Genomic DNA, 14,728 nt, shown 5'->3' with positions numbered 1-14,728 from the left:
GGATAGAATGGTATCACGTTTAAATGCTGTACTTTCAGTTTATAATGGGCAACCGAGTAGATAAAAGCTATGATATAAAAAATGAGGTTGGTTATGACTAATGTCATAACCAACCTCATTTTAATTTTCCGGTTATACATAAACTCTAGAGCCAGTGAAACAAATTGAATAAAGTTACCCGATAATAACTCTTTCTTTTGGAAAGTGATATTTTGTAATTTTTCTTTTTCCTCCTAATGTAAACAGGAAGGATATCAAGCCAACTCTTCCGATGAACATGAGGATCATAATAACTACTTTACCAAAAGAAGAAAGCTCCTCAGTAACACCTAGCGACATACCACATGTCCCGAAGGCTGAGGTTATCTCAAATAGAAGTGAAGTTACCGGTACATCTGGTTCCGAAATTGACAAAACAATAGTAGCTGCAAATACCATAAGGAATGCTAATACAATTACCGCAAATGCCCTGAAAACATCCAACAGATGAATTTCCCTATTAAATATTTGAATGTTCTCTCTGCCTCTAGAAAAATTAATCAAAAACAAAATAGCTATTGCAAATGTAGTAGTGCGAATACCCCCACCAACAGAACTAGGTGAAGCCCCGATAAACATTAGTGCACTCATTAGTAAATTGGTGCCTTCATTAAATAAAGTCACATCAACTGTTGTGAGGCCTGCAGAACGAGTAGAAACGGAATGAAATAAGGCAGTAAAGAATTTTTCATGCCAAGGCATATCTTTGAATGTGTTAAACATTTCTAGTAAGAATATCATTATCGTACCTAATACTAATAATGCTCCGTAAGTTAGTGTAGTCAGCTTTGTAAATAAAGAAAAACGAAAATTTTTATTTTTATTAGACAAAAATTCCTTGACCTCTATAAGAACAGGAAATCCAATTGCTCCAAATATAATCATCAAACTTGTAATAATTTGTACAAAATAATCATGATGGTAACGTACTAAGGATTCACCTGTTATATCAAATCCGGCATTAGTAGTAGCTGAAACAGAAGTAAACACCCCATGCATTAGGGCAACTTTAAATGTATCGTAGTATTGTGTAAAGTAAATGGTTAATAATATGGAGCCAACTAACTGAATTACCAAAAGAATTTTGACAATCTCCTTTATCAGTAAAACAGCGCCTGACATTTTAGATTGATTATGATCAACCATGATTAATTGTCTTTCTCTTAATCCGATTCTTCTTCCAGCTAGAAGCCAAATAAAAGTCCCTAATGACATAATTCCTATTCCCCCGAGCTGGAGAATCAAAATAAGCATAATATAACCAAAAGGTGTGTATGTATCTGCAACATTTATAGTTGTCAATCCAGTAACACTAACTGCGCTAACTGCTGTAAACAAGCTATCAATAAAATCTACATGTACTCCGGGTCTATGTACTCCGGGTAGGCAGAGTAATATAACCGAAACTGCAATTGCTATAAAATAATACGACACAATAATCTGGGCTGGTGTCATTTTGAACCTTGCTTTAAAAGTATTATTTATCATCTTAGATGTTCCTTTCAACAAGAAGCCTATTTCATCATTGTAAAAAAAAAAAGCATAAAAAGATAGCTTTAACTAAACTATCTTTTTATGCTTTTAACTTCTTAAACATCCAAGTGCTTCAATACAATATACTTACACTACTTTTTATTATATATTAAGCTGTCTTTTTATTTTTAGCTACACCTAGTAAATAACCACCTATTGCAATTACCAGTAATACTACCCAGAATGTCAATTTCCAGCCAGTTGAATGTGGAAAATGCTCATCTAGAATTCCTACATTAGGATGAGACAATGTCAGTACGGTCAATTTAACCCCTACCCAACCTACAATTAAAAATGCTGCAGTTTCGAGTGTTGGATATTTTTCGAGTAATTGAACAAATTTATGAGCAGCAAAACGCATAATAATTAATCCAATGATACCACCAATGAACATAACTGCAAATTGTCCTCCATTGATGCCACCAATCTCAAATTCTCCCCAATATGGTAAGGTTACTGCAATAGCCACAGCAGCAAGCATTGAGTCAATAGCAAAAGCGATATCCGCAAGCTCTACTTTTAATACAGTCATCCAGAAACCTGAACCTTTTGCGCCTTCTTCAAGATTGTCCGTTTCAATATGCGGTCCTGGATTTTTCCGTTGATCGTAAATATGTTTAATAGATATGAACAATAGATAAGCAGCACCTATTGCCTGTACCTGCCAAATATTAACCAAGAAAGTGATCATAAATAAAGCGAGAAATCTAAATACGAACGCTCCTAGCAAACCATAAAACAATGCCTTTTTTTGTTGAGCTTTCGGTAAATGCTTAACCATTACCGCCATAACTACTGCATTGTCAGCTGCTAGTAGTCCCTCTAGTCCTACTAGAACTAGTAAAACCCACCCGTACTCCAATAAAATTCCGTAATCCATTAAATATCCTCCTTTTTTTTTGCAAATAAAAAGACCCCTGCCTAAAAAGGCAAAGGTCTTGCTAAGCAAATTTTAAATAATTGCTATCATAACCGATGGCTAAGCCATGTAATGACGACTATGAAATAGGTTTCCCTATAGCTACTCCCCTTTGACAAATGTCAAAAGTCTATTTAGTTATATAAACTATAATAACACATTTTCCAAATTAGTAAAGAAAAATTACTTAATATGGATATGATAATTTGAATCATCTTTATGTTTATTATAAAAACAAATCATAGCGGGAACCGATTCAATAAAATCTGGACAAGTAATATTACCCTTTGATAAAACTTTTTCAGCATTTGTTGTATCAAAAGAAGAATTCCATGTAAGATAGTCTAATGTTTCTTTTTCTACTTGAAGAAATTTTCTTATTGGTAAAATAGACACTGATACCTTTGCTAGTCCTAGTGGTAATCTCCCCTTTGGATATTTTCCAGTAAGTTCTTTTACAAAAGCTCTATATACCTCTTCCACCGGGTAAGGTTTAGGGTCTGTTAAATGTATAGTCAATCCTTCTGCTTCTTTATCAAAGCAACTATATATGGACGCTTTTGTTATGTAATCTGATGGAACTACATTAATAAAAGATGATGATTTTCCCATATAAGGTAAAAATGGAAGACCTTTTAGCTTATTAATCATGTTGATAAAGAAATAAGGTCCATCAAATTTAATCGTTTCTCCTGTTTTAGAATGGCCTCTCACTATTCCCGGTCTAATAATAGTAAGTGGAATTTGTTTTTTTAGTTTATCAACTAATACTTCTGCCTCGTATTTTGTTTCCTCGTAATGGTTTTTAAAATCATTAGGCTTAACGAGCTCTGTCTCTAATAGCTTGCCTTCTCTTCTTCCAGCCACGTATGCAGTACTAAAATACATATACCTTTTTAATTTTGGTAACTGAAGGACCAATTCATTAAACAGCTTCGTCCCTTGAACATTAACTTTCCATGCGATATCTTTAGGAACAGCTAAATCATAAATAGCAGCTAAATGCCAAACATAATCGATTTTATGCTTTAATTCTTCTAATATATGCCCATCTAACCCTGCATTAGGTAGTGTAATATCTCCTTCAATAACCACAATTCGTTGATCGTCCAAACCATCCGCGTATATTTCTGCTATTACTTCCTCTGCTTTTTTTAGTTGAGATGGTAGAACTAGCACATAAATAGTTGTATAAGCCTTTTGTTGCCTTAATTCTATTATGATATTTTTAGATAAAAATCCTGGAAATCCGGTCATTAGTGCATTTTTCATACTAGTAATCAGCCCCTTTTATAAAATTATACTGAAAAAGGGTCTTCAACAGAAGACCCTTCCTTATATTTTTCTGAATGTTATGATGATTTTATTTTTCTTGTTTCTTTATCAAATAAACTATAAATTACTGGTACTACATACAAGGTTAAGAAGGTAGAACTGATTAATCCCCCAATTACAGTTAAAGCCATAGGCTGATTAATCTCCGTCCCTTCACCAATCCCAAGCGCTAAAGGAATTAATCCCAAAATGGTAGTTAAAGCAGTCATCAATATTGGACGTACTCTATCTTTAACAGAGGTCGTGATTGCCTCATAAGAAGAATAGCCCTCTGCTTTACGTTGGTTAATATAATCCACAAGGACTATACCGTTATTTACTACAATTCCGACTAGTATAAGGATCCCGATAACTGCTGAAATGCTAATTGGTGTACTAGTAAAAAATAATGCAATAGCGATTCCGATAAGACTTAAAGGAACTGTAAACATAATAACCAAAGGATATTTAAAGGATTCAAATTGAGCTGCCATTACAATGTAAACAAGAACAACTGCTAATAATACCGCCAAAATCATATCACTTTTCGCGTTATCTAATAGCTCGCGGTCCCCACCGAATTTGACATTTATTTTATCTCCAAAATTTTGATTTTCAATTACTTGGTCAATTTGATCGGACATATCTCCTAGTGTGTTTTCTGACTCATATTTTATAGAAAATGCCACAGCATTTGCTTGGTTTAAACTACGAATCGCCACTGGACCTTCTGACACTTCTATATTGGCCACTTCTTCTAAATTTACAAATTGACCAGCTGGAGTACGTAATTTTAACTTTTTAAGCTTTTCAATACTCTCCCGATCTGACTCATTATACTTTACATACACTCCATATACTTCATCTTCTTCTGAAATAATCTGGGAAGCTAAAACTCCTCTTGTCACATTATTAACCATCTGAGCAATTTGAGCTGGAGCTAAGCCTAATTCGTTAGCTGCGTCACGTTTAACCGTCATTTGTACTTCTTCTACAGTAGAAATTAAATCATTATTAACTTTTGTAACTCCTTCTAATTTCTCTAGGTCACTTTGGAGTTCCTCCACTGCCTGATAAAGCTCCTGTTTATCGGAGGAAGATACATTAAAGGAAACAACATTTGGCGAAGAGCCCGAAGCAGTTTGGACGTTAAAATTAATATCTGCTTTTCCATTAACAGCTTTTACGATTGTAGGCTGTACTTGATCTACAAATTCAAAAGTGGATTGATCTCTTTCACTCAATGGCTTAAGCTTCACGGATATCTCAGCCATATTAGATCGAGATGTTCCTCTCGACATACCTTCTTGACTACCGCCAACAAAGCTTACATACACATCTACTTCTTCCTGCTCTTTTAGTATATCTTCAATTTTATTTACTATTTCGTCTGTCGCAGTAAATGATGAGCCATTTTCAAGCTTTACTGAGATAGAAACAAACCCTTCATCTGTAGGAGGTAAAAATTCTGTTCCAACTCGGAATACCCCTAGTACAGAAAGAACTAGCAATACTACTGTAAGGGAGAGAACAATTGCCCGATGTTGCAATGACCATTTGATAGACTTATCTAAATTATTGTATGCCTTTGACCTTCTTCTTCTCGCCTCAATGTTACCTTTTGGCTTCTTAAGCATTCTGCTTGCCATCATAGGAATAACGGTTATTGCAACCACAAGGGAAGCAAACAAACTAAAGGATATAGTTAAAGCAAATTCTGTGAAAATTTGTCCTATAAGACCAGAGAGAAAAATGACTGGCAAGAAAACAGCTACCGTTGTTAGAGTCGAAGCGGTAATAGCTCCAAGCACCTCTTTTGTTCCAGTAATTGCGGCAGCCTTTGGATCCTTTCCTAATCCCAAATGTCTTTCTATATTTTCAATAACTACAATCGAATTATCTACTAGCATCCCTATTCCTAATGCCAGTGCACCAAGCGTCATAATGTTCAAGGAGAAGCCGGCAAAATACATTAATACAAATGTCACAATGACCGAATAGGGAATAGCTACCCCAATAATAATAGGACTTCTAACTCCTCTAAGGAATACAAATAACACTAGCATTGCCAGTAATCCGCCAGTTATTAAAGTGGAACCAATATTGTTTATAGCAATTTTGACGTAATCTCCTTGGTCAAAGAGAATATCTGCGGTTACACCCTTGTACTCATCTTTTTCTAATTGCTTGTCCAATGCTTCTTGAAAAGCTGTTGAAACCTTCGCAGTATTGGCACTAGACTCTTGGAGCACTGATAAAAGTACAGCAGGATTTTCGTTTGCTCTTGTTTCGGTATTAGTTTCCTGCTCCGCTAACTGAACGGTTGCTACATCTGCAATCGTCACCTTGGATCCATCTAACGGATTTACCGTAACAACCAGGTTTTGAATATCCTCCACAGATGTGAGAGTGCTGATGATGCGAGTTGTCAGCGACATATTTTCTTCTGTCTCTACGGGGTTTCCAGGTAAAGAGATATTATTCGCCTGAATAAGCTGCACAATATCACTCTGTGTAAGACCTTTGCTTTGGAGGTTCTCTTGGTTTAATAGTATTTGAACCTCTTCCACTAAAGTTCCAGAAATATTTACACTTGCTACCCCTTCCGTGCCAACTAATTCTTTTTCTAGCTCTTCCGCTATTAATCGAATATCTTGTTCTCCCGTTGCTCTAAGAGATAGCTGAATAACTGGAAATTGAGCAGGATCAAATTTTAAAAATCTAGGCTTCTCTGCTCCATTGGGTACCGGCACCATATCAATACGCTGCATGATATCTAGTTGAACATCGTCCATATCCATAGACCAGTCAAATTCTAATAAGATGAAATTGGCCCCCTCTTGGGAGGTACTGTAAATGGACTTAATTCCTTGAAGCGTACTTAGGGAAGTTTCCAATGGTTTCGTTATTTTTTCATCCACTTCCACAGGACTTGCACCAGGGTAATTTGTTACAACAACAGCTATAGGAGGGTTAAGCTCGGGGATTAATGTGATTGGTATTTTGAAAAACGATACCCCGCCTAAAATAATTACTAAAAACATAATAACAGTAGTAAATACGGGTCTTTTTATGGAGAAATCACTTATTTTCATATATAGGGGACCACCTTCTTTTTAGCTATTTCTATCATATGCTCTAGAAAGCAAGAGTTCAAATTTTATTATTATCTATCGCATTAATTAACTTACTTTTTTTGTATTTTATAGATAAGAATCACAAACGACGCCTAAACGACGGAGATAATGGCTTATCGATCAGAGCGAAATATTCAGCCATATCTATTTTATATTTAAGTAATATGACTTGATGTTGAGTTAGTTGAAACACACACAACTCTCCCATTTTTCTTAACTTATAATTGGAGCGACATACGGCGACTCCGGTGGGATGAGTGAGACAGATAAGACCTTACAAACGGCGCGTCAGCGACGGTAAGGGCTTATCTCTCAACCCACGGAAAGCGACCGCCGAAAGCGGAAATCAGCTTCTCTAAGCTATATTTAAGTAATAAGTATTTAGATATTGTGTTAGTTGAAACACATTCAACTCTCCCATTTTTCTTAACTTATAATTGGAGCGACAGGCGGCGACTCCGGTGGAATGAGGGAGTCAGATAAGACCTTACAAACGGCGCGTCAGCGACGGTAAGGGCTTATCGCTCACCCCACGGAAAGCGACCGCCGAAAGCGGAAATCAGCTTCTCTAATTAGAACTTTATTCATGCTTGAAGGATAGATTGAAATAATAACCATCTATTTTATATACTCGTTCCAAACCCAATTTGCGATTGGAGCGACAGGCGGCGACTCCAGTGGGATGAGGGAGTCAGATAAGACCTTACAAAACGGCGCGTCAGCGACGGTAAGAGCTTATCGCTCACCCCACGGAAAGCGACCGCCGAAAGCGGAAATCAGCCATCTCCCAATCAAACTTCCATACTTTTAAAGAATAGATTCATATAATTTATAACCTTCAACTCTAAAAAAGCGAGAAAGTGAACGATTTGTCATTCACTTCCTCGCATATATAGGAATTTTATTATAGTAAGTTATACAATTTGATATGCTCATATTTGTCCTGGAACCAACGAGTCGCAAACTCATTTTCAAACAGGAACACGTAATGATCATAGCGATCTTTCACAAGCATACTTCTTGGACCTGTCATGGATTCTTTTACTTCTTCCTCATTTTCAATCCATCGAGCTACCTTCGAGCCAATTGGTTCCATGCGTACATCCACATTATACTCGTTCTTCATACGATGCTCGAATACCTCAAATTGCAACTGTCCAACCGCTCCAAGAATTACTTCTTCAGTATGAAGTGTTTTGTAGTACTGAATAGCTCCTTCTTGTACAAGCTGTAAGATCCCTTTATGGAAATGCTTAGACTTCAGTACGTTTTTTGCAGTAACCTTAACGAACATTTCAGGAGTGAATTGAGGAAGCTTTTCATAATTGAATGCCTTCTTCCCTCCAACTACCGTATCTCCAATTTGATAATTTCCTACATCATAAAGACCGATAATATCGCCCGCTACTGCTGTTTCAACAGTTTCGCGGTCATCCGCTAAAAATTGAGTGGATTGAGTTACTTTAAATGTTTTACCAGTACGAGCTAAAGTAACGGTCATACCACGTTCGAATTTTCCGGAAACGATACGGACGAAAGCAATTCTATCCCGGTGAGCAGGATTCATATTCGCTTGAATTTTGAATATAAAACCAGAGAAATCTTCGTTAAGAGGATTTACTTCCTCTTCCACATCTGTCATTCGAGGTTGCGGAGTTGGGGCAAACTGAAGATAAGTTTCTAAGAAGGTTTGCACACCAAAATTTGTTAATGCACTACCAAAAAATACAGGTGTTAAATCTCCAGAAAGTACTTTATCCTTATCAAAATCATTTCCAGCCTCATTTAACAGCATAATATCTTCGATAGCTTGAGTATAATACGATGTTTCTTTCATAGAATGCTCTACTGCAAGTTCTCCCTCTTCGTCTAGCGGAAGGAATCTTTCAGCTTCATCGGTGCGGAATTGTTCAATACGACGATTAAAGCGGTCGTATATACCTAAGAACTCTTTACCCATACCAATAGGCCAATTCATTGCATAAGATTGAATTCCAAGTACCTCTTCTAGCTCTTCCATCAATTCTAAAGGTTCTTTCCCTTGGCGATCAAGCTTGTTTATAAATGTGAAGATAGGAATACCGCGCATACGACAAACCTTAAATAGTTTTAAAGTTTGCGCCTCTATCCCTTTGGCAGCATCCACAATCATTACTGCACTGTCCACGGCCATTAACGTGCGATACGTGTCTTCACTGAAATCCTGATGTCCTGGTGTATCTAGTATATTTATACGACAATCATTAAAGTCAAATTGCATAACAGATGATGTTACAGAAATCCCACGTTGTTTTTCAATTTCCATCCAGTCTGATGTTGCAAATTTCCCTGTTTTCTTCCCTTTTACTGTACCTGCATCACGAATTGCTCCTCCAAAATATAGCAGCTTCTCCGTTATAGTTGTTTTACCAGCATCGGGGTGGGAAATGATTGCAAAAGTTCTTCTTTTTAATATTTCTTCTTGTAATTTATTGTCCATATTTGTATATCTCCTTCTTATTCACTTTTTTATCATATGGATTTAACGCCAAAAATACAAGTAAAAAAAGAACTAGCAAACAATTTTACAAATTTCTCGTAAAAATGTCTACTAGTATCCATTACAATATTTCAGAATTAATATAAGAATATAGAAGTTTAGCGGTATTTTCTAATGAATCTACATGAGTTCGCTCATAAGCATGGGATGCTTCAATCCCTGGACCGAACAGTGCATGTTTGACATCAAAACCAGCTCTTATCGCTGCTGAAGCATCCGAGCCGTAATATGGATAGATGTCTAATTTGTAATCGATTCCCTCTTTTTTAGCTAGCTCTACAAGATTTCGCGTTAATTCATAATGGTATGGACCAGAAGAATCCTTCGCACAAATTGAGACTGTATACTCATCAGAAGCCTGTCCGTCACCAATAGCTCCCATATCTACAGCAATGTATTCTACTGTCTGTTCTGGAATACTAGAATTTCCCCCAAAACCAATTTCTTCATTATTAGAAATATAAAAGTGGGTAGTATAAGGAAGAGTCCAACTGTTTTCCTTAATAGCTTTCATTAATTGAAGTAAAAGGGCTGTACTTGCTTTGTCGTCTAAATGACGAGACTTGATAAAGCCAGTGTCCGTTTGCTCAAATCTAGGATCGAATGATACAAAATCCCCTACTTCTATTCCTAGCTTTCTTGTTTCGTCTGCATTTGTAACTTTTTCATCTATTCTTACCTCGATATTTTGCTCATCTCTAGCTAATGCAGTTGCGTTTTTGTATACATGGACCGTTGTTTGGTGCATAAGAATGGTTCCTCGTATTTTTTTACCTTCTGCTGTGTGAATAGTACAATACTCACCTTCTACTGCGTTCCAGTTAAAGCCACCCACCATAGAAAGCTTCAATCGTCCAGAAGACTTAACTTCCTTAACCATTGCTCCTAAAGTATCTGTGTGAGCCGTCAATAAACGATGTTTTGTGTCATTATCTCCTTTGATTGTGGCGATTAATGCACCCTTGTTTGTACGTTTATAGTCAACATTAATTTCCTTTAAAAATTGCTCCATAAAATCCATGATTTCTTTTGTGTAACCAGAGGGACTTGGAATTTCTACTAATTGCTTTAATAAAGAAACTGTCTCTTGCTGTTGAAATGTAAATGACATCGTTATTCCTCCTTTAATCTTACTTAATTTTATCAAAATCTTGTATTTTCAGATACCTATAAATACGCTAATATAAGAAGTAACTGAAGGAGGTGGAAAAAATGGAATTTTTTAATACTACAAAAGACAAAAATAAGCTATTTCTCATTATTTTTTCTGTTTTTACAATATGCCATATTTTCTTTGCAGCCCTTTTACAAAACAAGGACATCTTAACTTATCTTGTCGTTTCAATTATTTATTTATTAATATTAGCTCTGTTGTATTGTGGGAACTCCGAAAATGAAATCATTCAGTATGTTATGTTCATATCCTTAAACTTGTATCTTTTAGTCGTCAATATTTACAGTGAAAACGTAGTAATGATTGCTTTTTTTATTTATCCCATTTACATAGCGGTTCTCTATTATTCTATTGGACCAAGGATATTCTTGTTCTTTCTCACATTAGCAGAAATTTTCGGGCTAATATACTTCAAGTATTCAACCTATACATACATATTTACTCTAGGTGACCTTATCGCATTTATACTGCTCCTCATGATGCTTATCTTTACTTCTATATTAAATACATACTTTGATAGAAAATATTGGAACAAAATAACTGAGTTAAATTCTTCAATGAGGCAGGAACGATATTCACGTGAAAGTTACTTACAGCTCTTTTTCGATAATGCCAAGGATAGTATAACTGTTTTCGATAAAAATAATAAAATAATTGAAGTAAATCCTGCCTTTGAAGAATTATATGGGTGGAAAAGAGAAGAGGTTATTGGACAAAGCGTAACCATTATTTCTCCCCAGTATCAACTAGACGAGGCTAGAAGACAAGAAGTATTAAACGGTGCTAGCTATCACTTTCTTGAAACAACAGATCGAAAAAAAGATGGTACTTATTTTGATGCTCAAATCACTTTTTCTCCTATATATGATTACAACAAGAAGCTTATTGCTCTCTCTATCATTAGTAGAGATGTCAGCTTTAAAAAAGAGACAGAAACCTTATTATTACAATCAGAAAAGTTGAAAATTGCTGGAGAAATGGCTGCTGGAGTAGCTCATGAAATTAGGAATCCAATTACCGTAATTTCTGGGTTTATGCAAATTATGAACGGTGATCCATCCCAACCTTATTATCGCTACACAAAAGTAATTGAAAATGAGATTGAAAGAATAAATTATATAATTAGTGAATTTCTTGTTTTAGCAAAGCCTCATGCGAAATTACCTAAAAAGTATGACCTTAAGAAATCTTTAGATGATATTCTCGTTTTGTTTCAGCCGGAGATTAACTTAAATGGTATCCTTCTTACAACTGAGCTATTAGAAGGACCTATCATTCTCTATGGAGAAGAAGGTCAGATGAAACAAGTACTCATCAACCTTGTTAAAAACGCAATTGAGGCAATTACTGACAACGGAGAAATTCATATTAGCTGCTCCATTGAACCATCAGAAATTGTAATAATTAAAATAAGAGACAATGGAGTTGGAATGGACACGCATACTGCTGGAAAGGTATTTGATCCGTTTTTTTCAACTAAAGTTAATGGAACAGGGCTTGGAATGATGATTTCTGAAAAGATTATATCTGAACACGGTGGAAATATTTTGATTGAAAGCGATAAAAATCACGGAACAACTGTGACTATCCAATTACCTTATAGTAATAATTCCTGACTAGAGTAGCCGTTGTATAACAGTGATATTTAAACAAAGATTATTAACCATCATTTTAGACAAAATATTTCCTTGTAGTAATTGAATACTTAATAAGGCGGTCACTATAGCGGTATGAAGGAGACAGATAAGACATCACAAACGTCGCATTGATGTCTTATCGCCCCTCCCGAGAGCCCGCCTAATTATTTATTCTTCATCTATTTGAAGAAGAGGATAACCATAATCTCTGTACTTTCTTATTAAATCTTACCATATCTTATTTGACCATTAGATTGAAGTCGGGTACATCTCTGGCATTTAAAGGCTTTGAGTAATAAAAACCTTGAACAATCTTACATTTATGTCGTTTTAAAAACTGAATAACTTCCTCTGTCTCTACACCTTCAGCTACTACCTCTAGTCCAAGGCTAAGCCCTATTCGAATGATAGAGGAGACAATCACTTCATTTCGCCTTTCAAATATACGGTTCATAAACATACTGTCTATTTTTAATGTATGAATAGGGAGTTCACTTAAATAGCGAAAGTTAGAAAAACCTGCCCCAAAGTCATCCATTGCTATGCGAATTCCGTAGTTTTTTAATTCTGTTAGAATGCTCAATAGCTTATTTAAATTTTTCATTAAAACATTTTCCGTTATTTCTAGCTCTAAATATTGAGGTGGCAGTCCCGTTTTCAAGAGAATATCTTTAACATTGTTTACAAAATCGTTTTGCTCTAATTCGGCAGGACTTATATTCACAGACACTGTATCAAAAGCTATGCCTTTATGTAGCCATTCAGCAGCTTGTCTACATGCCTCATAGAGAACGTACCTACCTAAAGGGATGATTAACCCAGTCTCTTCAGCAAACGGGATGTAATCATTTGGAGTAATGATATTTTTACCCTTTCTATTCCATCGGATAAGAGCTTCATAACCATGAACTTCATTAGTAACTAAATTTACTTTAGGTTGGTAGACTAGGAAGAATTCATTGTTCTCTAATCCAAAACGGATATCACTCTCTAAACGAACCTTATTAATATAACCTTCTTCTAAATTTTTTTCATATAATACTGCAGTTCCTCTTCCCTGCTCTTTAGACACATTCAATGCTAAGTCAGCTGCCCTGTGTAAAGTAGCATATTCAGAGCCATGAAGAGGAAAGCAGGATAGCCCTATTGAACACGAAATGTACAATTCCATTTCATCTATATAAAAAGGCTTTTCAATTTCTTTTATCAGTTGCTGAGCATTATGTAAGTAATTTTTACAAGGGAATTCTTGATCATCCAAAAGGATTACAAATTCATCTCCACCCATACGATAGATTTGTGCTCCTTCTTTATAGAAGGATTTCATTCTTCTGGAAACCTTTTGCAATAAAATATCCCCAGTGACATGGCCTAGTGAATCGTTAATATTTTTGAAACGATCTAAGTCTATATATAGAAAACTAAAGGGCTCCTTTAGTAATATTTTTAGCTGTATATCTCTATTTAAAGCCGCCGTGTTATATGTATTGGTCAGGTGATCTTTGTATGCAAGTTCGGATAGAGTTGTTCGAGTGTTCTCAAGCTCGGTTATATCATTTCCAATACCAATCGCACCAGTTACTTTCCCATTTTGCTCAATAGGAGAAATAGTAATATGAATACATTTAGAACCAAACCATTCCTTGTAGGCAACTTCTTCTCCTAAGAAAACCTTTGTAATATTTTCATTTAATTTATCGGATACTTCCTTAGGGAAATAACTCATTGCTAACTTTAAGCTTTGAAATGGTTGTTCTCCAAACATTTCACTAGAGGGATGGATTGCCTGTATTCCTCTTTCCTTAAAATATTCCGTAGCAATTTTACCAGTTAATAAGGAAAAGTAATACTCATTATTATAATCTTTATCTACTCTAAAAATCAGATTATTTACGTGGCTTACCACGGTCTCAAAGGAATTTAGTAAACTTGCCTGCAGTCTTTGTTCCTTTTCTTTTTCAGCTGTTATGTCCGTACGAATACTTAAAAAATAAGTATCCTTGTATTCTTCGCCAATTGGAAGAATATATGTTTTAACCCAATATAACTCACCAGTTTTACGTTTGTTGCATATTTCGCCTTCCCAGGTTTGACCCTGTAAAATCGTATCCCACATTTCCTTAAAAAATTGAGTGGAATGATGAGAGGATTTGATGACACGGTGAGTTTTACCTATAAGCTCTTCAGGTGAATAACCAGAAATTTCAACGAATCTGTCATTCACATATATTATTTGTCCAGCTCTGTTTGTAAGGGCTAGAATCATCGTTTCATTTACTGCATAGCTCATGAGCTTCATCTTAAAAAAAGCATCCTCAAGCATTATTTCAAGTTTATCATGTTCTTTAATAGATTCTTTACGCAATGCATTTTTTACTGTTAGCAATAAATCTTCAGACTCTGTGCCAAATATGGACTCCATTTCTTGTCCTCCAT

At 35.6% G+C, this 14,728-nt stretch carries 8 protein-coding genes; 1 reads left to right on the top strand and 7 read right to left on the bottom strand.

From position 1 onward, the window contains the following. Window positions 1–174: 174 nt before the first annotated feature. The 6 genes from MHB55_RS05950 to MHB55_RS05925 form a co-directional block, all read right to left on the bottom strand. Window positions 175–1,527 carry a TrkH family potassium uptake protein gene (locus tag MHB55_RS05950; protein WP_151110747.1) on the bottom strand — a complete coding sequence of 451 codons (1,353 nt, stop codon included), beginning with the start codon at window positions 1,525–1,527 and terminating at the stop codon, window positions 175–177. 154 nt (window positions 1,528–1,681) lie between these two features. Next, window positions 1,682–2,452: a TerC family protein gene (locus MHB55_RS05945; RefSeq protein ID WP_144537790.1), complete on the bottom strand. Its 771-nt coding sequence runs from the start codon at window positions 2,450–2,452 to the stop codon at window positions 1,682–1,684. Window positions 2,453–2,674: 222 nt separating this feature from the next. After that, a complete protein-coding gene (locus MHB55_RS05940) occupies window positions 2,675–3,763 on the bottom strand; it encodes an SDR family oxidoreductase (protein ID WP_154311237.1) in 1,089 nt (362 codons plus the stop codon). Between the two features lie 80 nt (window positions 3,764–3,843). Beyond that, window positions 3,844–6,900, bottom strand: a complete 3,057-nt coding sequence (locus MHB55_RS05935) for an efflux RND transporter permease subunit (protein WP_340862812.1) — start codon at window positions 6,898–6,900, stop codon at window positions 3,844–3,846. 946 nt (window positions 6,901–7,846) lie between these two features. After that, window positions 7,847–9,421, bottom strand: a complete 1,575-nt coding sequence (locus MHB55_RS05930; RefSeq protein WP_154311239.1) for a peptide chain release factor 3 — start codon at window positions 9,419–9,421, stop codon at window positions 7,847–7,849. Window positions 9,422–9,542: 121 nt separating this feature from the next. Beyond that, window positions 9,543–10,592: a M42 family metallopeptidase gene (locus tag MHB55_RS05925; RefSeq protein ID WP_154311240.1), complete on the bottom strand. Its 1,050-nt coding sequence runs from the start codon at window positions 10,590–10,592 to the stop codon at window positions 9,543–9,545. Window positions 10,593–10,693: 101 nt separating this feature from the next. On the opposite strand from MHB55_RS05925, the gene MHB55_RS05920 reads away from it, so the two are divergent. Beyond that, window positions 10,694–12,271, top strand: a complete 1,578-nt coding sequence (locus MHB55_RS05920; RefSeq protein WP_144537780.1) for an ATP-binding protein — start codon at window positions 10,694–10,696, stop codon at window positions 12,269–12,271. Between the two features lie 259 nt (window positions 12,272–12,530). On the opposite strand, the gene MHB55_RS05915 is transcribed toward MHB55_RS05920, so the two are convergent. After that, the gene (locus MHB55_RS05915; RefSeq protein ID WP_340862811.1) at window positions 12,531–14,714 is read right to left on the bottom strand and encodes a sensor domain-containing protein; all 2,184 of its coding nucleotides are present in this window, start codon (window positions 14,712–14,714) and stop codon (window positions 12,531–12,533) included. Between the last annotated feature and the right edge of the window lie 14 nt (window positions 14,715–14,728).

Origin of the sequence: Psychrobacillus sp. FSL K6-1267 (assembly GCF_038003265.1) — a bacterium.
In the GTDB taxonomy this organism is placed as follows: Bacteria; Bacillota; Bacilli; order Bacillales_A; family Planococcaceae; genus Psychrobacillus; species Psychrobacillus faecigallinarum.
The sequence above is the reverse complement of the archived record's forward strand: the minus strand, read 5'-3'. Positions and strand labels throughout refer to the sequence as shown.

Coding starts and splice junctions, on each gene's coding strand:
- MHB55_RS05935 (WP_340862812.1), bottom strand. CDS start 6,900: ATGAAAATAAGTGATTTCTCCATAAAAAGACCCGTATTTACTACTGTT.
- MHB55_RS05915 (WP_340862811.1), bottom strand. CDS start 14,714: ATGGAGTCCATATTTGGCACAGAGTCTGAAGATTTATTGCTAACAGTA.
- MHB55_RS05930 (WP_154311239.1), bottom strand. CDS start 9,421: ATGGACAATAAATTACAAGAAGAAATATTAAAAAGAAGAACTTTTGCA.
- MHB55_RS05945 (WP_144537790.1), bottom strand. CDS start 2,452: ATGGATTACGGAATTTTATTGGAGTACGGGTGGGTTTTACTAGTTCTA.
- MHB55_RS05920 (WP_144537780.1), top strand. CDS start 10,694: ATGGAATTTTTTAATACTACAAAAGACAAAAATAAGCTATTTCTCATT.
- MHB55_RS05925 (WP_154311240.1), bottom strand. CDS start 10,592: ATGTCATTTACATTTCAACAGCAAGAGACAGTTTCTTTATTAAAGCAA.
- MHB55_RS05950 (WP_151110747.1), bottom strand. CDS start 1,527: ATGATAAATAATACTTTTAAAGCAAGGTTCAAAATGACACCAGCCCAG.
- MHB55_RS05940 (WP_154311237.1), bottom strand. CDS start 3,763: ATGAAAAATGCACTAATGACCGGATTTCCAGGATTTTTATCTAAAAAT.